This is a genomic window from Methylomonas stagni (assembly GCF_050154735.1).
GTDB lineage: Bacteria > Pseudomonadota > Gammaproteobacteria > Methylococcales > Methylomonadaceae > Methylomonas > Methylomonas koyamae_A.
Genome location: NZ_CP189557.1, coordinates 401,551 through 422,694, shown reverse-complemented (window position 1 = coordinate 422,694; position 21,144 = coordinate 401,551). Strand labels below are relative to the sequence as shown.

At 58.0% G+C, this 21,144-nt stretch carries 17 protein-coding genes and 1 pseudogene; 11 read left to right on the top strand and 7 right to left on the bottom strand.

What is annotated here, in order from left to right:
- The first annotated feature begins 65 nt into the window (after positions 1 to 65).
- From ACP4CD_RS01980 to ACP4CD_RS01950, 7 genes are all read left to right on the top strand, one after another.
- Entirely contained in the window at positions 66 to 1,517 is a 1,452-nt protein-coding gene (locus ACP4CD_RS01980) for a two-component system sensor histidine kinase NtrB (protein ID WP_426993207.1), read from the top strand.
- A complete protein-coding gene (locus ACP4CD_RS01975) occupies positions 1,510 to 2,736 on the top strand; it encodes a response regulator (RefSeq protein WP_168029617.1) in 1,227 nt (408 codons plus the stop codon). Before ACP4CD_RS01980 ends, ACP4CD_RS01975 begins: the two co-directional genes overlap by 8 nt.
- A complete protein-coding gene (locus ACP4CD_RS01970) occupies positions 2,733 to 4,379 on the top strand; it encodes an HD domain-containing phosphohydrolase (protein WP_426993206.1) in 1,647 nt (548 codons plus the stop codon). The genes ACP4CD_RS01975 and ACP4CD_RS01970 overlap by 4 nt, the downstream gene beginning before the upstream one ends.
- A gap of 45 nt (positions 4,380 to 4,424) precedes the next feature.
- Positions 4,425 to 4,883 (top strand): EVE domain-containing protein, encoded by a 459-nt coding sequence (locus ACP4CD_RS01965; RefSeq protein ID WP_064028663.1) that lies wholly within the window; start codon positions 4,425 to 4,427, stop codon positions 4,881 to 4,883.
- A 15-nt stretch (positions 4,884 to 4,898) separates the two neighbouring features.
- Positions 4,899 to 6,671, top strand: coding sequence for a flagellar hook-length control protein FliK (locus tag ACP4CD_RS01960; RefSeq protein WP_426993203.1), 1,773 nt, complete (start codon positions 4,899 to 4,901; stop codon positions 6,669 to 6,671).
- 127 nt (positions 6,672 to 6,798) lie between these two features.
- A complete protein-coding gene (locus ACP4CD_RS01955) occupies positions 6,799 to 7,812 on the top strand; it encodes a class 1 fructose-bisphosphatase (RefSeq protein WP_426993202.1) in 1,014 nt (337 codons plus the stop codon).
- Positions 7,812 to 8,567 (top strand): helix-turn-helix domain-containing protein, encoded by a 756-nt coding sequence (locus tag ACP4CD_RS01950; protein ID WP_168029625.1) that lies wholly within the window; start codon positions 7,812 to 7,814, stop codon positions 8,565 to 8,567. The genes ACP4CD_RS01955 and ACP4CD_RS01950 overlap by 1 nt, the downstream gene beginning before the upstream one ends.
- 93 nt (positions 8,568 to 8,660) lie before the next feature.
- Here ACP4CD_RS01950 and ACP4CD_RS01945 read toward each other — a convergent pair whose 3' ends face one another.
- A complete protein-coding gene (locus ACP4CD_RS01945; protein WP_426993200.1) occupies positions 8,661 to 9,425 on the bottom strand; it encodes an ABC transporter permease in 765 nt (254 codons plus the stop codon).
- A pseudogene (locus tag ACP4CD_RS01940) lies at positions 9,422 to 10,326 on the bottom strand (ABC transporter ATP-binding protein). The gene ACP4CD_RS01945 and the pseudogene ACP4CD_RS01940 overlap by 4 nt, the downstream one beginning before the upstream one ends.
- 118 nt (positions 10,327 to 10,444) lie before the next feature.
- Here ACP4CD_RS01940 and ppx point away from each other — a divergent pair.
- On the top strand, positions 10,445 to 11,947 hold the full coding sequence (gene ppx / locus ACP4CD_RS01935) for an exopolyphosphatase (RefSeq protein WP_071158409.1): 1,503 nt from the start codon (positions 10,445 to 10,447) through the stop codon (positions 11,945 to 11,947).
- Between the two features lie 481 nt (positions 11,948 to 12,428).
- A complete protein-coding gene (locus ACP4CD_RS01930) occupies positions 12,429 to 13,178 on the top strand; it encodes a hypothetical protein (protein WP_426993198.1) in 750 nt (249 codons plus the stop codon).
- A gap of 75 nt (positions 13,179 to 13,253) precedes the next feature.
- On the opposite strand, the gene rpoS is transcribed toward ACP4CD_RS01930, so the two are convergent.
- Complete coding sequence (gene rpoS / locus ACP4CD_RS01925) at positions 13,254 to 14,234, bottom strand: RNA polymerase sigma factor RpoS (protein ID WP_313729895.1); 981 nt, start codon at positions 14,232 to 14,234, stop codon at positions 13,254 to 13,256.
- A gap of 456 nt (positions 14,235 to 14,690) precedes the next feature.
- Positions 14,691 to 15,200 (bottom strand): molecular chaperone DnaJ, encoded by a 510-nt coding sequence (locus tag ACP4CD_RS01920; protein WP_168029631.1) that lies wholly within the window; start codon positions 15,198 to 15,200, stop codon positions 14,691 to 14,693.
- Positions 15,201 to 15,277: 77 nt separating this feature from the next.
- Here ACP4CD_RS01920 and mobB point away from each other — a divergent pair, with 77 nt between their 5' ends.
- Complete coding sequence (gene mobB, locus ACP4CD_RS01915) at positions 15,278 to 15,802, top strand: molybdopterin-guanine dinucleotide biosynthesis protein B (protein ID WP_426993196.1); 525 nt, start codon at positions 15,278 to 15,280, stop codon at positions 15,800 to 15,802.
- Complete coding sequence (gene moeA / locus ACP4CD_RS01910) at positions 15,799 to 17,052, top strand: molybdopterin molybdotransferase MoeA (RefSeq protein WP_426993194.1); 1,254 nt, start codon at positions 15,799 to 15,801, stop codon at positions 17,050 to 17,052. The genes mobB and moeA overlap by 4 nt, the downstream gene beginning before the upstream one ends.
- Positions 17,053 to 17,077: 25 nt before the next feature.
- On the opposite strand, the gene abc-f is transcribed toward moeA, so the two are convergent.
- The 3 genes from abc-f to ACP4CD_RS01895 are packed head-to-tail and all read right to left on the bottom strand — an operon-like array spanning position 17,078 to position 21,092.
- Complete coding sequence (gene abc-f / locus ACP4CD_RS01905) at positions 17,078 to 18,970, bottom strand: ribosomal protection-like ABC-F family protein (RefSeq protein ID WP_426993192.1); 1,893 nt, start codon at positions 18,968 to 18,970, stop codon at positions 17,078 to 17,080.
- Positions 18,961 to 20,181, bottom strand: a complete 1,221-nt coding sequence (locus tag ACP4CD_RS01900) for a competence/damage-inducible protein A (RefSeq protein ID WP_426993190.1) — start codon at positions 20,179 to 20,181, stop codon at positions 18,961 to 18,963. Before ACP4CD_RS01900 ends, abc-f begins: the two co-directional genes overlap by 10 nt.
- Positions 20,178 to 21,092 carry an AEC family transporter gene (locus tag ACP4CD_RS01895; protein ID WP_426993188.1) on the bottom strand — a complete coding sequence of 305 codons (915 nt, stop codon included), beginning with the start codon at positions 21,090 to 21,092 and terminating at the stop codon, positions 20,178 to 20,180. The genes ACP4CD_RS01900 and ACP4CD_RS01895 overlap by 4 nt, the downstream gene beginning before the upstream one ends.
- Positions 21,093 to 21,144 lie beyond the last annotated feature (52 nt).

Sequence of the window (21,144 nt, the reverse complement as noted above, 5' to 3'; positions counted from 1 at the left end):
AACCTCCCCGCGCCGAAAACCGGTGATCGCAACGCTTTACGGCGCGTACCTACCGAGCTTACGGAATGACCAAGCCATCGCGCATCCCCACTTCACTTTCATTCGCTATCCTGGCCGCCGGCCTGGGATTGTTGTTCCCACTAGGTACTAGCGCCTTTCTGTTGAATGGCGAGTACTTCCAGTTTAATCACGCCGCTCTCGCCTCCTTGCACCGGCTCCACCCCGAACTGTGGGTCATCTGGGGCGCACCGCTGGTTCTGGGACTAGCCGGCTACCTACTGGGTCGTCAAAACGAAACACTGCAACAAAAAATGCGTAGCCTGGAGCGACAAACCAGCCAGCTGAACACAATTCTGGATACCGCGCCCAGCGCGATCATCACCATCGATCAAACCGGAGCGATCCGAAGTTTCAATCGCGGCGCGGAACGCATTTTCGGTTACTCCGCCGGACAAATGGTGGGCGAAAACGTCAAACGGCTGATGCCGGCCGACATTGCAAGCCGACACGACGGTTATTTGGCGCACTACATCGCGACACGGGAAAGCCGCGCCATGAACCAGCGCCGCGAGTTCCAGGGCCGCCGTGCCTCCGGCGAAATTTTTGCAGTGCAATTGCACATCAGCCCCATCGAAATCGACGGCGAGACGCTGTTTTGCGGCATCCTCGACGACGTCAGCGAAACCAAGGCACTGCAAACCCAACTGACCCAAGCTCAAAAACTGGAAGCCATCGGCCAACTGGCGTCCGGCGTGGCTCACGAAATCAACACGCCAATTCAATATATCGGCGACAACCTGGCCGCGTTGCAAAACTACTTCGCCGACCTGAGCGCCTGGCAGTCGGCGGTTTACCAACAAGCCGACCCGGCCTCGAAAACCCGGCTAGACGATCTCGGCGAGCAATTCGATCTGGCCTATATTCTGGACGACAGTCCCAAAGCCATCGGCCAAGCGCTGGAAGGCGTGACCAGGGTCGCCGAAATCGTCAAGGCCATGAAGACTTTTTCGCACGTCGAACCTAGCCAATCCCGGCAAGCGATCAACCTGAACGACACCGTCGCCGGCGCGATCACGATCAGCCGAAACGCCTGCAAATACATTGCCGACGTCGAAACCGACCTCGCCGCCGATTTGCCTGCCGTGCCCTGCTACGCCAACGAACTTAGCCAGGTCCTGCTCAACCTGATCATCAACGCCGCCCATGCCATCGAAGAAAAAGGCGGCGAACGCGGCGTGATCCAGATTGCCACCCGCAAGCTCGGCGATATGGCGGAAATCCGCATCCGCGACAATGGCGCGGGCATTCCGGCCGAGATTCGGGAGAAAGTCTTCAACCTGTTTTTCACGACCAAAGCGGTCGGCAAGGGCACCGGCCAGGGGCTGAGCCTGGCCCACAACATTATCGTGGAGCGACACCGAGGCAGACTATACTTCGAATCCGAGGCGGGACTCGGCACCACCTTCCACGTACTGTTGCCGCTCGACCCGCAGGCACCGGTTACCGAAAATGACTAAGAAGCACATACTGTTTGTCGACGACCAGGAATTGGTTATTCAAGGCATACAACGCCAATTGCGGCCCTACCGCGAGCAATGGCGACTGTATTTCGCGACGAGCGGCGCGCAAGCCCTAGCCATCATGGCGGCGGAGAAAATCGACTTGGTGGTTAGCGATATGATGATGCCGGGGATGCACGGCTACGAATTGCTGAAGACCGTCGCCGAGCGCTATCCCGGCGTGGTTAGAATCATGTTGAGCGGCTACACCGACGAAAACAACCTGAAACAGAGCCTGGAAGTCGCCCACCAGTATTTGAGCAAGCCTTGCAGCGCCGAAACCTTGCGGGAAGCGCTGAGCCAAATCTTCAAAATCCAAGATTGCATCAACGATCCGCTGATCGCCGGCACCCTCGGGGATGCCAACGCCCTGCCCAGCCTGCCCGCGATCTACCGGGAGTTGAACGCGGCAATCGCCGACGAAAACACCACCACCAAGGACATCGCCGACATTTTCGCCCGCGACATGGTACTGTCGGCCCGATTGCTGCAACTGATCAACTCGCCCTATTTCGGACTGAACCGGGTGGTCTCCAGCCTGACCGACGCCATCAACCTGATCGGCATCAAGCGCCTGAACAATCTGGTCTTGTCGGTACATGTGAAGACTGCGTTTCCGATCGCCAGTCCGGAATTGGAGCGAAAAATGGAATATTTGTGGCAAAACGCCGGCCGGGTCGGCGAGTTGGCACGCCTGATCGCGCTAGCCGAACATCAGCGGGAAGACCGTCCGGACCAAGCCTACCTGGGCGGCTTGCTGCACAATATGGGCTTGCTGCTTTTTCTGTCGCGCGGCGGCGGCAAAACCCTGGAATTGTTGGCGCGCGCCAAACGCCACGAGCAACCGATAACGGCCTTGGAAACCGAGATTTTCGGCTTCAATCGCTGTCAGGCGGCGGCCTATGTGTTGAGCCTGTGGAAAATCCCGCCGCGTATCATCGAAGCGATTTTGTTGCATTACACCCCCAACGAGACCGATTACGACGGCGTCAACGCATTAACCGCCGTTCACGTCGCCGCTTGCCTGTTGCAGCCGGCAAATCCGAACGACTACAGCCATTTGTTCGAAATGCAATTGGACGAAGCCTATCTGCGGCGTTTGGGCAAATGGGAACGTCTTGCGGAATGGCGGGCGTTGGCGGAAAAAGTCGCGGAACAAGCCGGAGGCAGCCGATGACCTTACCCAGCAATCCGACCGCCGAGCCGGCCGCCTTACCCGAGATCAGCCGGAAAATCCTGTTCGTCGACGACGAAATCCTGCTGTTGGAGGGCATCAAGCGCCAATTGCGCCGCGATTTCGACCTGACCGTCGCCGACGGCGGCGCGGCCGGCTTGCGCATCCTGGCCGAGCAGGGACCGTTCGCGGTGGTGGTGTCCGATTACAACATGCCGGATATGGACGGCATCGCCTTTTTAAATGCGGTGTACCGGCAGTATCCCAATACGGTCTTGGTCATGTTGACCGGGCGGGCCGAATTGGACATCGCCGTCAACGCGCTACACAGCGCTCATATCGCCCGCTTTTTAAACAAACCCTGTCCGCCGGAAATTCTGCGCGAGACCTTGAACGACGGCCTGGAGCAATATCGCCTGAAAATGGCCGAGCAAATCCTGCAAAACCAATTGCAGCAAGCCAACCATCAACTCGGCCAACTCAACGCGCACCTCGAAGACTTGGTGGCCAAGAAAACCCGCGCCCTCGCCTTGCAATATCGCTACGTGGCCAACATGACCCGCTTGAACGACTCAAGAGGCGTGGTATCGGCACTGATCGCCACGTTGACCGAGCTGATCGGTAGCAATGCGATCGGTTTGTGGTTGAGTCCGGGGGCTGATCAACAGTTTCGCTGCTTCCATCCGCAAAACGGCGAACCGAACCAGTTCGCCGTCGCCGATCTGCCCGAGGGCGCGATTCGCCGCGCGATCGCCGAGAACCGGCGTTGGCAATTCGGTTCTCCTCTGGACGGCGGCGGCATCGCCTGGTTTACCGGCCAGCCGCTGGCCTGTCTGCCGATGGTCAGTTCTCGCGGCGTCATCGGCCTGGTCACACTGGCCGGCGACGGACCTTCCCTGACGGCCGACACCTTGTCGACATTGATCGGCATGCTGAACGTCACCGCCACCGCGTTACAAAGCCACTGGCACCGAGAAGCCTTTATCGAAGCTCAAGACGCCATCATCACCGCGTTGGCTAAACTGTCCGAATACCGCGATCCGGAAACCGGCTCGCACCTATTGCGTCTGAAGAAATATTGCGAGCTGATTTGCCGCCACATGAGCCGCACCGAGCGTTATGCCGCCAGCGTGACCGCCGAATTCACTCAGGATCTGGTGCGCTCGTCGCCGCTGCACGACATCGGCAAGGTCGGCATCCCCGACGCGATTTTGAAAAAGCCCGGCCGGCTGACGCCGGAAGAATTTCAGATCATGAAAACCCACGCGGCGATCGGCGGCGATACGCTGCGTTCGGTTTACGAGCAATATCCGTCGCAGGGCTTCATTAAATGCGGCATGGACGTCGCCTACGGCCACCACGAGCGCTGGGACGGCAGCGGCTATCCGCTGGGCTTGCGAGGCGAGGACATTCCGCTGGCCGCCAGAATCCTAGCCTTGGTCGATGTATACGACGCACTGACCAGCCGCCGGGTTTACAAAGCGCCGATGCCGCGCGAGGAAGCGATGAACTTGATCGTCGAAGGTAACGGCAGCCACTTCGATCCCGACATCGTCGCGGCCTTCCAGGAACTCGAACCGCAATTTCATCGCATCGCCGAAACTTACGCCGACCACGTCGAGGTACTTGCACCCGACGACCAATAGCGGAGACAATGCCGACAACGCTAGCCACCGCCTCGAGGAACCGAGATGAATTATTGGTTGATGAAATCCGAACCGGACACTTTCGGCATCGACGACTTGCAACGCAAACCCGAGCAAACCGAGCATTGGGACGGCGTCCGCAACTATCAGGCCCGCAACATGATGCGCGACGACATGCAGCCGGGCGACCTGGTGTTTTTCTACCATTCCAACTGCGCCGAACCGGGCATCGTCGGCATCATGCAGGTCGTCAAGGCCGGCTATCCGGACTTCACCGCCTTCGATCCGGACAATATCCATTTCGACCCGAAAAGCCGTCCGGACAATCCGACCTGGTTCATGGTGGACGTCAAATTCGTCCGCGAATTGGCGCGTAACATCACCCTCAAGGAGTTGAAGGAAAAGTCCGAACTGGCCGAATTGGCCCTGCTGCGCCGCGGCAACCGCTTGTCCGTGATGCCGGTCGGCGCCGCGCACTGGGACTTCATCCTCGGCCTGGAATAGCCGGCCGGCCGAGCCATGGCTGACATCGCGGCATCCGGATCGATGACGCCGGCTTACGCCGAACTACCGGCCCTCGCCGAAGCGGTACGCATCATCCTAAACCTGACGGCCGCCGGCCAAGGGGAAGTCATGGATATCAATCTTCCGTTGGACGCCCGCTTGCAAGCCAGCTTGAACAAGGTCGCGGAGGACTTTCCCGAACTCAAGCTCAATCAATTGGTGGAAGCCAAAATCACGCTGGTGGATAGCCCAAACCAGGCCGTGACGGTGACAATCGGCGAGCGCAACCTGCTGTTGCAAAACCCCGCGCGAATGCCGGTCCAAGTCGGCCAGACCCTGCAACTCCAAGTCGTCAAATTGGCGCCAACCGCCGAACTGCGCCTGGTGGCGGTCAGTCAGCCGAATCGAAACGAATTTTTGCCGGTAGCCGGCGCTAGCAACGGCGGCGTTTTCAAACTGCCGACCGCGCCGGCGAATTTAGGCGCGGCGACCTCGGCAGCGTCAGCAACCTCGGCGACTTCCTCTCCCTCCGCGACCTTGGCGGCCGGGGCCGGCGGGGCGGTGCCCGCCTCTGCTCCGGCGAACTCGAACCCGGCCGACGGCGTGACGGCGGTCGTGGTTAAGGCCGATGCCGGTCGATTGACCTTGCAATTGCTGCCCGCCGCCAACCCGGCATCGCCGATGCCACCATCGCCAACGCCACTGCTTTCGCCATCGCCATCGTTTTCGCCACCGCTTTCGGGCAATCCGACGGCCAGCCCGCCAAACCCGCGCGCCGATCTGATTACGCTGACCGACAAACAATGGATGTGGTCCCAGCCGGCCAGCGGCACCGGCACCGCACCGGCCAGCGTCTCCGCGCCGCCCGCGCCGGGCCAGACCGTAACGCTACACATCGTTAAAACCGCCGACGGGCCGATGGTCGCGCTATCGCCACGCGGCGCGGATACCGAAGCCTTGGTCGCCGCCGCTTACAAACAACTGCTACCGATGCAAACCCCGCCGGCCCAGTTCGCCAACCACTTGGCGCACGTGGTAACGGCCGACTTCGCCGGCGCGAATGTCGGTGAAACCCTGAAACGCGCCGCGCTCAATCTGCTGGCCGCGATTCCGCCCCGCGCGGCCTTGCTCGAACCCGCGCCGCTACGGCAAGCGATTCGTGGCTCCGGCCTGTTCATGGAAAGCGACTGGTTCGGCGGCCCGCATCCGCCGCCCGATCAAACGCCGCCGCCCGAGGACTTCAAGTTGAAGTTGAGCAAATTCGTGGCCTTGCTGCAGCGGGAACTGGCCGAACAAACCGCGCTACCCGCCGCCGAGCGCGAACCGCTCAGCGAAACCCTGCAAAAAGCCCAGGGCGGCCTAGCCAAATTGACGCTCGATCAACTGAATTCGCTACCCAGGGACGACGCGACCAAACAGGTCTGGTTTCTGGAACTACCCTTCTTCAACGCCGACCAAGCCGACAGCCTGCGGCTGTGCATCGAACGCGACCAAACCGGCGGGAGCGAGGAACATAAGGACGCCTGGACCGTCAGCATTAGCCTAAGCCCGCCGCTTATTGGTACAATACATTGCAAAATTTCCTGCTACGACGGCAGCGTCAACACCCGCTTCTGGAGCGAGTCGCCCCGCACCGTCGAGCTGATCGACAGCCGCCTGCCCGAACTCAGGCAACAATTTGAACAAAAAGGATTAACGCCCGGATTTATGGACGCACAACAAGGCCGACCCGCCCAGCCCCAACCGCCCGCGTTACCGCCGCAAACGCTGTTAAGCGAAAAAGTTTGAACGCCCCGATGAAACCATTCCCGGCCACCCCTTCGCGCCGCGCGCCGACCGATTTCCGACCAGCCATCGGTCGCGAGCAAGCGTTGCGCCCGAACACCTATTCGAATACCCGACGGAGAATCACCGCATGACCAACCAAGTCACCCTGACCCAGTTCATCATCGAACAGCAGCGCGGACTGCCGGAGGCATCGGGTACCTTCACGCTATTGCTGAACAACATCGTCACCGCCTGCAAGCAAATCTCGCATCGGGTCAATTGCGGCGCGTTGATCGGCGTGTTGGGCAGCGCGGAATCGGAAAACGTCCAGGGCGAAGTCCAAAAGCTGGACATCATCACCAACGACATCATGGTCCGGGCGCTGGATTGGAGCGGCTCGCTGGGCGGCATGGCCTCCGAGGAAATCAACGACCCGATCCAGATTCCCAAGCAATATCCCAAGGGCAAATACCTGGTGTTGTTCGATCCGCTGGACGGCTCGTCCAACATCGACATCAATCTGACCGTCGGCACTATATTTTCGATCCTGCGCTGCCGGGAAGGCGTCGAGCCGGAACCCGAGGATTTTCTGCGCAAGGGTAGCGAACAAGTCTGCGCCGGCTTTGTGCTGTACGGCCCCTCGACGATGCTGGTGCTGACCACCGGCAACGGCGTCAACGGCTTTACCTTGGACCAGGACGTCGGCGAATTCATCCTGACCCACTGCAACATGAAGATACCCGAAGACGCCAGCGAATTCGCGATCAACATGTCCAACCAGCGTTTCTGGGAAGCCCCGATCAAACGCTATGTGGACGAATGCGTCGCCGGCTCCGACGGCCCGCGCGAGCGCGACTTCAACATGCGCTGGGTGGCGTCGCTGGTCGCCGAGGTGTACCGGATTTTGAATCGCGGCGGCGTGTTCATGTACCCGTTCGACCTGCGCGATCCGGCCAAGCCCGGCAAGCTGCGCCTGCTGTACGAAGCCAACCCGATGGCCTTCATCATCGAGCAGGCTGGCGGCGCCTGCAGCACCGGCCGGGAACGGGTGCTGGACGTCAAGCCCACCAGCATCCATCAACGGGTGCCGTTGATCCTGGGCTCGAAAAACGAGGTGGAACGCATCGTCGGCTACCACCGGGACACGGACGGAGCAGCCTAATGAACAACCTGCAACATTGCGACTCGGCCGGCGGCGACGCCAAGGTCGTCGCCCTTAACAAGCAAGTCAGTTGCGCCAATTGCAGCCTGGACAACATTTGCCTGCCGCGCGGCTTGTCGCAATCCGAGATCGCCAACATCAGCCAAGTCATCCGCGCCCGCAAAACCCTGCAACGCGGCGATTTCATCTACCGCGAGGGCGATAATTTTCGCGGCATTCTGGCGATCAAGTCCGGCAGCGCCAAACTGGTCGCCAACGACAACCACGGCAACGAACACATCCTGAATATCTTGTTGCCCGGCGAACTGCTCGGCTTCGACGGCCTGTCCGGCGCCAAGCACGGCTGCGCGGCGATCGCTCTGGAAACCATGAGTTTCTGCATCCTGCCGGCCGACAGCATGGAAGAATTGTTCCAAAACGTACCCAGCCTGACCCGCGAATTGTTCCGCCATACCGGCGAAAAAATGATAGAGGACAAGAACCAACTGGTGCTCAGCAAGCGCCCGGCCGAGGAAAGGCTGGCTTATTTCCTGATCAGCCTGTCCGAGCGTCTCAAGCGGCGCGGCTTCTCGTCGTCCGAATTCAAATTGTCGCTGACTCGCCAGGAAGTCGGCAACCACCTGGGTCTGGCGCTGGAAACGGTCAGCCGGATGCTGAAAAAATTTCAGGACGACGATCTGATCAGCGTGCAAAACCGTTTCATCGCCATCAAAAACCCGACCGCGCTCCGCAAACTGCTGCAATCGACCGATTGAACGACCGCTTGGCCGCGCCCGGCCTCCGGATCGCAATCCCGGCATTTTAGACTTTCAGCAGGCACGGATTCGCTTAAACGGTCCGAAACGGTCTCAGTTTTTGATGCCGACGCCTTTGTGCAGCAACCATAGACTCAGGCTTATCAGCAGCGCGATGACGCCGGCCGTCATTTCGAAGGCCAGCAGGATGGGAACGTCGCTGACGCCTATCATGCCGTAGCGGAAGGCGTTGATCATGTACAGGATCGGATTGGCCCGAGCGACCTGTTGCCAGACCTCCGGTAGCATCGCCACCGAATAGAACACGCCGCCCAGGTAACTCAGCGGCGTCAGTACGAAGTTGGGGATAATCGAGATGTCGTCGAAGCTGTCGGCGAACACCGCGTTGATGAAGCCGGCCAGCGCGAACAAGGTCGCGGTCAACACGAACACCACGCAAACCAGGTCCCAATGCAGCACTTGGATCTTGGTAAACAGCATCGAAATCCCCGCCACCACCAAGCCGACCAACACGCCGCGGGCGATGCCGCCGCACACGTAGCCGGCCAGTATCACGTAATTCGGCACCGGCGCCACCAGCAATTCCTCGATATGGTGTTGAAACTTGGTCGAATAAAACGACGACACCACGTTGGAATAGGAATGGCTGATCACGGACATCAAAATAATGCCCGGTACGATGTAATCCATGTAGCTGACGCCGTGCACCAAGCCTATGCGCTCGCCGATCAGCTTGCCGAAGATCAAAAAGTACAATGCGGTCGTGATCGCCGGCGGCAACAAGGTTTGCGGCCAGATGCGAGTGAAGCGGCGAATCTCCTTGCCCAGGATCGTCCAAAACGCGACGGAGTACGTCATTGCACCAGGTCCATAAACATTTGCTCCAAGCGGTTGGATTTGTTTCTAAGGCTCAGCACTTCGATGTCCCGCGCCGACAACTCCTGAAACAGGCGGTTCAGCCCCAGCGCCTTGGGTACCGAAACGTCCAGCACGCGCTCCCCGGCCAACGCGATCGCGCAACCGGCAATGGCCGGTGCCTCGCGGAGCGGCTCGGCAATATCCAGCACGAAATGGTCGGTATGCAGCTTGGCCAGCAGATCGCTCATCGCCGAATGCTCAACGATCCGGCCATCGTCGATGATGGCGATGTTGCGGCACAGGCTTTCGGCTTCTTCCAGATAATGGGTAGTCAGGATAATCGTCGTCCCCTGCTGGTTGACCTCTTGCATCATGTCCCACATCGCCCGGCGAATCTCAATGTCGACGCCGGCGGTAGGCTCGTCCAGGATTAGCAGACGCGGCTCGTGCACCATGGCTCTGGCGATCATCAGCCGCCGTTTCATGCCGCCCGACAAGCGCCGCGATACGGTATCGCGTTTGTCCCATAACTCCATTTGCCGCAAACAGATTTCGGTGCGCCTCAGGGCTTGCTTGCGGGGAATGCCGTAGTAGCCGGCTTGGTTCAACACCACGCCATGCGCCGTCTCGAATTGATTGAAATTGACTTCCTGCGGTACCAAGCCGATACAGCGCTTGGCGCCGGCCGTGTCGCGATCCAAGTCGTGACCGAAGATTTCGACGGTCCCGCTGGACTTGTTGACCAGCGAACTGACGATGCCGATCAACGTGGATTTGCCGGCGCCATTCGGGCCGAGCAATGCGAAAAAATCGCCGAGTTCCACGTCCAAGTCCACGCCGTTCAAGGCCTGGAAGCCATTGTTATAGGTTTTTTTAGGTTGCGGATGGATAAAGCCGTCATGCTCTAGTTTATAATGCCCGGCGGTAGTGATGACGTTCCGGCGCGGATCGCCGGCCGTAAAAGCAGTCGATTCTATCAGAATTGGCATTTACTCAGCAGCCAGAACAGGAATACTACTTTGCCATTTCCGATACCGACCAGCGTTGCCGCCGTGGACCTGGGTTCGAACAGCTTCCACATGATTATCTGCAGCTTGATGAACGGCAAACTACAAACCGTGGACCGTTTAAAGGAGATGGTGCGTCTGGCGGCGGGTCTGGATCAAAACCGCAATCTGGAACCGGCCACCCAGGAACGGGCGCTGGCCTGCCTGGAGCGATTCGGCCAACGTATCCGCAATTTTCCGCCGCACAGCGTGGCGATCGTCGGCACCAACACGTTGCGCATCGCCCGCAATTCCCAGCAATTCATCAACAAGGCCGAAAAAGCCCTGGGCCACCCGATCCACATCATTTCCGGCATCGAGGAAGCCCGTTTGATTTACCAGGGCGTCGCCCATAGCCTGGGCAGCGATGCCAACAATCGTTTCGTGATGGATATCGGCGGCAGCAGCACCGAATACATCATCGGCCGCGAAGATGTCGCCCATATCAAGGAAAGCCTGAACATGGGCTGCGTCACGGTCAGCCAAGCATTTTTCAAAAGCGGCAAAATCAACAAGAAAGCCTTTCGCAACGCGATGTTGTTTGCCGAACACCATTTGGAGCCGTTTCAGGACACCTTCAACCGCAAGCAATGGGACGAGGCAATCGGCGCTTCCGGCAGTCTGAAAGCAGTCAGTAACGTATTGCAAACCTCCGGCTGGAGCAACAACGGCATTACGATGGCGGGACTGGACGCGCTGGTCGAACACCTGTTGAAACTGAACGATATTGCCGAGATCGACTTTCCGGCGCTCAGCATCGAGCGGCGGCCGGTTTTCATCGGCGCGGTAGCCATCGTCTACGCGACTTTCAAGACGCTGAACATCGAACAAATGACTGTCGCGGACGGTGCGCTGCGGGAAGGTTTGGTTTACGATTTGTTGGGCCGAATCTACAACCACGATATTCGCGGCCAAACCTGCGAATTAATAACAGCCCGCTACCACACAGATCGCCGCCACAGCGAACAACTTAAGGCCACTTTGCGCTACATGGCCGAACAACTGAACGACCACCCCAGCTTTGCGGACAACCCGGCGACGCTACAGTTTTTGGAATGGGCCGCCGATTTACACGAAATCGGTTTCGAGATTGCACACAGCCAGTATCATAAACACAGCGCTTACATCATCGAGAATGGCGATCTGGCCGGTTTTTCCAAACAAGATCAATTGTTGCTGGCGTCGCTGGTCCGCAGCCACCGGAAGAAATTCAAGGCCTGCCGCTTCGAAGACCTGCCCATGCCTTGGCGCCAACACGCGCCGATCATGGCGATCTTGTTCAGACTGGCCGCGCTACTGCATCGCAATCGGCATAGTCCGCGCCCTGACTTCAAACTGAACGTCGAAGATCGCGACATCCGGATCGATTTTCCGCAAGGCTGGCTCGAACAGGCGCCGTTAACCGACGCCGACCTTAGAAAAGAAATGCTGTATTTAAAGGAAAGCCGCTTCAATTTGATCTTCGATCAATGCTGAAACGCCTGCTCTATTCGCTACTGGGACTAGCGCTATCGATTACGATATTACTGTGTTTTGCATTGGATGACAGCCCATCGCCGCAAATCCAACAAAGCCTGAACCGCGACGACATCCAACGCGCCAAGCAATTGCTGAACGTTAGCGCCGATGAACGCGACTCTGTAAAAACAGTCAATTTAAACCAAAAAGACTTAAATATCGCGGTCAGCTATCTGCTTAACCACTTCGTCGAAAACACCACCCAAATTCAGTTGCTCAACGACCGCCTACAGGCGCAAATCGCGATTTTCGTACCGGAAAACCCGTGGGGCCGCTATTTGGACATCAACTTCAGCCTTCGGCAAGCCGACCGCGGTATCCGCATCAAATCCTTTAAAATCGGGGAAATATCCATCCCGGATCCGGCCGCGAATGTGCTGATACCCGCCATCGTGGAATACCCGCCCCTAAAAAATATTGGCTGGTCGCCAGCCAATACGTGCAAAACGTCAGGATCACCCCGAACGCGCTGGAAATCAGTTATCTTGGCTCGGTGGTCGAATCGGCGAAGCAGTTGGCCATCCAAAAACATCGGGAATACCCCAATCTGCACCGCTATCAGCAGCAGATCAATACTATCGTCAGCCAACACGATCCGGCCTGGCGCTTGTCATTGATCGATCTGCTACAACCCTTGTTCGATTTTGCCTACCGCAATACCGAAGCAGCCGACGCGATTCGGGAAAACCGCGCGATCATTATCGCGGTCGGCAGTTACATTTATAAAAGCGAGCTACGCCGCTTTTTGCCGATCGGCTTGGTGTACAGCAAGGAACTTCCGGTCTACGCCTATAAACGCGTCGATATTCCGCAACATTTCATTGCATCGGCGCTATTGGCGGCGGTCGATGCCAAACTCTTAGGCGAACAGCTTGGCGTGGACAAGGAATTGGGCGATGCGGAAAAAGGCAGCGGCTTTAGCTTTATCGACTTGAGCGCGGACCGGGCCGGTACCAAGTTCGGCACTCTGGCAATTTCGACTACCGAGCGGGCCAGGGAATTACAGAAGGTCCTCTCGCAAATCAAGGACTATTCCGCGATTATCCCCGACGTGCAAGACTTGCCCGAGCACATGGACGCCCAGACCTTCAAAAACCGTTACCAGACAGTTGGAAGTCCGAAATACGCCGCCACGGTAGCGGAAATCGACCGAAGGATTTCCGACTTACCGCTCTACCGCACCGACTAACGAAAAAACTCCGCTCCGATCCTGGCGAAGAGAACGAAACGTCCGCTACACCAGAATAACAAACGGGCAGTCGAGTTAATTAAAAATGGATTCGAACGAATAACCGTTGGTTTCCAGGATTTCTTTCAAGCGCTTTAAGCCATCCATCTGGATCTGTCTGACCCGCTCGCGAGTGACGCCCATTTCCAGCGCGACTTGTTCAAGGGTGGCGTTTTCGAAGCCGCACAGTCCGTACCGACGGCAAATCACTTCGCGTTGTTTTTCGCCTAGTTGATACACCCAATGGGTGACGTTGTTTTGAATGAAGTCTTCCTGCAGGATTTCCGCCGGACTGCGGCTCTCTTCCTCGGAAATGGTTTCCAATAAAGGCTTGTCGAAATCCTTACCGAACGATACGTCGACCGAAGTCACTCTCTCATTCAGTTTCAGCATTTTGCTGACGGTTTTCGCGGGTTTGTCCAAATGCTTGGCAATTTCGTCCACGGTGGGCTCGTGATCGAGTTGTTGCGCCAAACTGCGTTGAGCCTTCAGGTAAACGTTCATTTCCTTGACGATGTGAATCGGCAAGCGAATCGTGCGGGTCTGATTCATGATAGCCCGTTCTATCGTTTGCCTGATCCACCATGTCGCGTAGGTGGAAAACCTGAATCCGCGATCGGGATCGAATTTTTCGACTGCCCGAATCAAACCGAGATTGCCTTCCTCGATCAGATCCAGCAGCGGAAGGCCACGGTTTAAGTAGCGCCTGGAAATTTTCACAACCAGACGCAAATTGCTTTCAATCATGATTTTGCGGGCTTGAGTATCGCCTTGTTGCGTGCGCCGACCGTAAATTTTTTCTTCATCGGCGGTCAGCAGTTGGGATTTGCTAAGTTCGTTAAGATAGGCTCGGGTCGCGTCGAAAGTCCCTTCGTTTTGCGAGTCGCTGGTGTCGATTTCCGCTAGTTTGAACGTTTCCGCGGAATCGACCTCTTCGATTTCGTCCTCCACTTCATCGAAAGAAATGAAATCGGGCATATCCATGTCTTTTATTACATCTATCGCTTCTTCCATCATGATTAGTCTCCCAGGTATTTGGCTTGCTGATTCAGTTATTGTTCTGTTCGGGCCGTCCCTAACCTAATAGGGAATCGGCCTTCAATCTCAAATACGGATTAGAGTGCAATCCTTACGTCGCCTAGTCCGGCCCGATAGGACGGTCCGACCAACTGCAACCCTCATCTCCCTTTTTTTCGCCTTAGCATAAACTCAGAAATTATCCCTGTTTACGGCGAGCGCCAGTATAACTTTAATTTTTTTATCCTATGAGTTGAATTTCCAGGTTTTTTTGTGGCTCACATCTCCTTTTTGGAATTGATCCGGCGACTGCAGAATATCGAAACCGCGACTATTTCACACTAAGTTCAAAATCAAAATCTGACTTCGATCAGATTTATCTTTCGTTCAGAGTGATGCGCTTCACATAAATTCGAAATTCAAACTCAATAGCGGTTTGGCACGATGCCGTCACGATCAGTTTTTCAGCAGCACCCGCTTCGCCAAATTAATCCGCGCGGCCAAATAGTCGGACCCGCCACGGTCGGGATGCACCCGCGAAATCAGCTTGCGATGGGCTTGCACAATGTCGGCCTGACTGGCGCCGATTTTCAGCCCCAAAACCTCCAGGGCTTCCGCCTCGCTCATTGCAGCGGTCTTACCGCCGCGCCCTTGCCCTGAGCCAGCCTGCCCCGACCGACCGGAATCGCGGCGACTGGTTTGAAACCAAAGCCACAAGCGCTGCAATTGCGGCGCCACTCTGATCAATATCGGTAAACCGCGCCAGACAAACGCCGCCGCCACACCCAGCGCGCCGAACAACCAACCCAGACGACCACTCAACGCTAAAACCGCCAACAGTAGGACGCCGCCAATCGTCAACCATTGACGCAATTTGTCGCCCGATGGTTTAGCCGGCAACGCCATCCACCAACGTACCGCGAAAAACAAGCCCACCACCAGCAATAACAAAACGATGCGTATCACCCCACCTCCGGACCGCCACCCAAGGCTAGCCATAATACCTTAGAATACCCGGCTTTCTTGCGCTTCCGAGACCCGCGATGCTTCAGCCGCCGCCGCTGTTGGGATTCGCCGCCTACAGCGGCACCGGCAAAACCACGCTATTGACCCGTCTGTTGCCGCTGCTCAACGCAAACCGGCTGAAGGTCGGCGTGATCAAGCACAGTCACCACGATTTCGAAATCGACCAACCCGGCAAGGACAGTTACCGGCTCAGACTAGCCGGGGCGACACCGGTCATGTTGGTATCTCGCTTCCGACGCGCGATCATCAGCGAATTGTCTGCTGCTACCGAGGTCACGCTAGCCGAGCAATTAGCGGCATTTCCTAGCGCCGGCCTAGACTTGATTTTGGTGGAAGGCTTTCGAGACGAACGCTATCCCAAAATCGAATTGCACCGATCGGCGCTGGGCAAACCGTTGCTGTATCCGAGCGATCCCAGCATTATCGCAATTGCCTGCGATACCCGACTGCTGCAAGAACCGCCGATACCCAAACTCGACCTCAACGACCCGTCGGCGATTGCCGACTTTATTCTCAACACCTATTTGAGCTCGCTATCGTGACCAACCTTTGTTACCCAAGCCATAAACCGTTACTCAGCGCCGAACAAGCCTTGGAGCGGATCGCCTCGGCAATAATCCCGCTATCGGAAACCGAAACCGTCGCGTTGTCGGACGCACTTGGCCGTGTGATCGCGGAAAGTCCGCAAGCGCCTCAAGATATTCCGCCGCAAGCCAACGCGGCGATGGACGGTTACGGTTTAAACAGCGCGCAGATATTGCCGAGTCAAACCTTCCGCTTGCACGTCGTCGGTACTGCGTGGGCCGGCCAACCCTTCGTCGGCGAACTGGCGGATGGCGAATGCGTCAGAATATTCACCGGCGCGGTGGTACCCGACGGGGTCGATAGCGTGGTCCAGCAAGAGCAAGTCGATAGGGACGGCGAGTTTGCGCTGTTCGGCGCCGATTGTCCCGCCGGCAGAAACGTCCGCGCCATCGGTAGCGACGTGCATCGCGGCGATACCTTGATCAGCGCGCCGAAAAAATTGACCGCCAGCGATCTGGCCTTGTTAGCCGGCGCCGGCATCGCCGACATTCGCGCCCGTCGCCGTTTGAATATCGGCTTTTTCTCGACTGGCGACGAATTGACACCGCTCGGAGAGCCATTGGGACGCGGCAAAATCTACGACAGCAACCGCTATCTGCTATCCGGCCTGTTGGCCGACGCCAACCATCGAGTCGTCGATCTTGGCATCGTCAGAGACGATCCGGCTCTGCTCGAGCAAACCTTGCTCGACGCCGCCGATCGTTTCGATGTCGTCTTGTCCACCGGCGGCGCCTCGGTCGGCGACGCCGATTACGTTCAAGAAACCCTGGCCAAATGCGGCCAGGTCGAGTTCTGGAAATTGGCGATCAAACCCGGCAAGCCGCTAGCTTTCGGCAAAATCGGCGCCAGCTGGTTTTTCGGACTACCGGGCAACCCGGCCGCCGTATTGGTCACTTTCCGGAAGTTCGTGGCGCCGGCCTTGCGTCAACTGGCCGGCGAACCGGCCGCCGGGCCTTTGCAATTGCTGGCCCGTTGCGACAGCCGGCTGAAAAAATCGGCCGGCCGTCAGGAATATCAACGCGGCATCGTCAGCCAAATCGCGCCTGGCCAGTACGCAGTCAAGCTCGCGGGCGGCCAAGAGTCGCATCAATTGACAGTAGCCAGTCACGCCAACTGCTTCATCGTGCTGGACGCAGACTGTGCCGGCGTCAAACCGGGCGAGTCAGTCATCGTCGAGCCCTTCAGCACCAACCTGCCACCGCTCTGATTCCGACTCGGCCGCCGGCAACTTTTCAGCCCTGCAACGCATCCAACTCGTCCCAACGGCTGTAAGCGGCGGCCAGTTCGGTTTCCACCGACTGCAATTCCGCCAAACTGGCCGCGACGGCCTCTTGCGTTTGCTTGTAAAACTCGCCGCCGCCGATCGTCGCGGTCAGTTCGGCTTGGCGGCTTTCCAGTTGTTCGATGCGTTCCGGCAGTTGCTCCAGCTCGCGCTGTTCCTTGAAGCTAAGTTTCTTGGCCGGCGCGGTTTTGGGCTTGTCTTTCTTGGCCGCCGCTTCGGCGACTTTCGCCACCTCGGCTTGTTGTTTTTTATTGCGCTCGGACAGCGCAAACCAATCGGCGTAACCGCCGATGTATTCTTCAACCCTGCCCTCGCCCTCGAACACCAACACGCTGGTCACCACGTTATCCAGAAACTCGCGGTCGTGGCTGACCAGCAATAAGGTTCCCTGGTACTCGACCAGTTTTTCCTCGAGGATTTCCAGGGTTTCCAAATCCAGGTCGTTGGTCGGTTCGTCCATGACGATGAGGTTGGCCGGCTTGGTAAACAAGCGCGCCAACAGCAAGCGGTTTTTCTCGCCGCCGGATAGACTCTTGACCGGCGAACGAGCCCGCGCCGGCGCGAACAGAAAGTCGGCCAGATAACTCATCACATGGCGCCGGCCGCCGGGCAGGTCGATGAATTCGCCGCCGTCGAGCACGCTGTCGGCCACCGAGATTTCAGGGTCGAGCTGTTCGCGCAATTGGTCGAAATAGGCGATTTGCAGATTGGTACCCAGTTCGACCGTGCCTTGCGTCGGCTGCAACTGACCGAGCAACAGCTTCAACAAGGTCGATTTGCCGGCGCCGTTGTTGCCGATCAAACCGATCTTGTCGCCGCGATCGATGCGAAGCGAGAAATCACGGATGATAGTGCGGTCGCCATAGCTGAACTCGACATCGACCGCCTCGATGACCTTCTTGCCGGATACCTCGCCCTTATTCAACGATAGTTTGGCGGTGCCTTGAGTATTGCGGCGCTCGGCGCGTTCGGCGCGCAATTTTTTCAGCGCCCGTACCCGGCCTTCGTTGCGGGTGCGTCTGGCCTTGATACCTTGGCGTATCCAGACCTCCTCCTTGGCCAGCTTCTTGTCGAATTCGGCATTCTGATTGGCTTCGTCTTCCAGTGCCGCCGCCTTGCGCACCAGGTAATCCTGATAATTGCCGGCCCACGACGTCAACTGACCGCGATCCAGATCGATGATGCGGGTCGCCAGTTTTTGCAAAAACGCCCGGTCGTGGGTCACGAACAGTACCGCGCCGGCGAAGTTCAACAACTGTTCTTCCAGCCAGGTGATGCTTTCGAAATCCAGATGGTTGGTCGGTTCGTCGAGCAGCAACACCTCCGGATCAATCACCAAGGCCCGCGCCAAGGCCACTCGCCGCTTCCAGCCGCCGGACAGACTACTAACCTTAACATCGGCCGGCAATTGCAAGCGGCTCAATACCGCCTCGACCCGCTGTTGAAACTGCCAGCCGTTGGCGGCTTCCAATTTGTGCTGGACTTCGCCCAGCGCCTCCAGGGACGCTTCGCTACCGTCCATGTGCGTCAACAACTCGTGGTAGCGGGCAATTAGTCCGCCCAATTCACCCAACCCGCCGGCCACAGCTTCGTAGATCGTATCGCCGTCATTCAGATTCGGCTGCTGTTCCAGCCAAGCCAACCGCAATTCCGGCTGCTTCCAGATTTCGCCGTGGTCGGCATGAATGTCGCCGGCGATGATTTTCATCAACGTCGATTTGCCCTCGCCGTTGCGGCCCAACAGCCCGACCCGTTCGCCGGGATCGAGTTGAAAATCGGCATGATCGAGCAAGGCATGGGTGCCGAAGGCGATGGAAACGTTGGTCAGGCGAATTAAAGGCATAGCTGTTGTAGGTAGCGGCGGAGTAAGTCCAGGGTCAGCCAGGCTGATTGGGTTTGTTTGGTGGTTGCGGTGCCGGCCAGTGTATGCTGTTTGCCATACCAGCCGGCTGGGCTTAGCAGACCATTATAAAGGACGATGGCGGCATCGCGGTTGCGGTAATCGTCCAGGCTGCCTCGATACAGCTGCACCAAGGCCAGATCCGCGCCACGCGCTTGCAGGCTTTCGGCCAGTCGTTGCGCAACCAGTTCGAGAGGCTCGTTCTCGGTAGAAACCTCTAATTGCCGGCCGGCTTGAGCCGCATCGCGGCAAACTAAGGTTGAATCCAACCAGGCGTAAGACTGGCATTCGGCCGCCAGCCGGCCGCCGCTGGCGGTTTCCAGTATCGCCACGCGGCTATCGGCTGGTAGCAATCGATCGACAACCGTCGGTAAATCGCCGCCCGCTTCGCCGTCCAGACCATCGATCGCAAACACGCAGTCGCCGATCGCCGCGCGTACCCGGCCGGCCCAGTCGCGAATATCGGTCAGCGGAAAGTCGGCCGCAAACAGTAACTTGGTTTGCACCTCTTCCGGCGCCGCCCGAAAACCCAATTGCACGCCGGCCGGCAGGTTGACCTCGCTCAAGGCTTGCTGTATCGCCGATTCGCCGATCCCAACGCTGCGCAACATCACCAAGCGATCCGGCAACAACCTGAAGCGTTGCTGCAACTGCCGCCCCACGTCGGCAAACAGCGTTTTCATTTCCATCGGTACGCCCGGCAAAAAAGCGAACCAACAACGGCCGATTTGCAACGCAAAACCCGGCGCGGTGCCGACCGGATTATCGATGCGCACCGCACCACGCGGCAAATACGCCTGTTTGCGGTTGGCGGCCGGCATGACCCGCTGCCGATTGGCGTAATAGCGTTCGATATGGCTCAGGGCTTGTTCGTCCAGCACCAGCGGCAAATCGGCGGCGATGCCGACCGCTTCGGCGGTCAAATCGTCGACGGTGGGTCCCAGACCGCCGGTGCAGACGCAACAATCGGCGCGGCCGGCGATCTCTCGAACCAACGCTACCAGATCCTCCAGTTTGTCGCCGACCGAGGTGTGCCTAGTCACGCTGAAACCCAGCTCCACCAAGCGTTGCGATAACCAGGCGGCGTTGCTGTCCACCACCTGGCCGGTGACGACTTCCTCGCCTTGCGAAAACACTTCTGCAATGGCCTTCATAACACCTCGAACCAAAACGGCAAACTAAACAAACTCAGTCCAGTCGTGACGGTCACCCCCGTGGCGTACAACGAACTATCCAGTTGGTAGCGGTCGCACAGCACCACGCCCAACACCATGCTCGGCATCGCGATATCCAAAATCGCCGCCGCCCGAAACGGATTTTCGAGCTGCAAGACATCCGCGATGTAAATGCCGGCCCACGGAAACCACATTAATTTAATAAGCACCACCGGCGGGATATAGGGCAGATTGCGCCACCTTACCGCTCGCCAACTCAAGGCCAATCCCAACGAAAAGATCATCAGCGGCGCCACCGCGGCCGACAGCATCGTCAGCAATCCGGCCAACCACAACGGTGCCGGCAGGTGATTCAAATTCAAAACCACCGCCAGCAAGGCCGCCCAAAACGGCGGCGCGTTAAAAAATCCCAGCCGGGACTTGGGCTGGTCAGTTTCGGCGGCGCCGTAGTGGCGCGCCAGCAGGATACCGACCGTGAACACCATCGGCGCCGCCGCGAACAAGTCCATCTGTATCACCACCGAGCGCGACCACCCGCCGTAGGCTTGCTCCAGCACCGGCAATCCCAGATAAGTCGTGTTCGGAAACGCCGCGGCAAGTATCATCGCACCGGTCTGGGGCCGCTGGAAACGGAGCAGCTTGGCGATCAACCCGCTGACGAAAACCGCCAACAAGATGCTGGAACAACCCAACAGGCTGAATTTCAACGACTGCCAGCCGATGTCGGCCTTCCACAGTACCTCCAGCACCATGGCCGGCAATAAAAAATAATAAACGACGCTGGTCAACACCAGCCGGGTTTGATCGGCCGCGAGTTTATTCGGGCACAGGACTCTCCAGGCCGCGCCGCACAGCATTAGCACGGTCATCTGGATCAAAGTGGTCGTCATTTAGGGATTTAGTTCGATGGGCAATGCCGGCAGTATAGGCAAAAACCCCTTC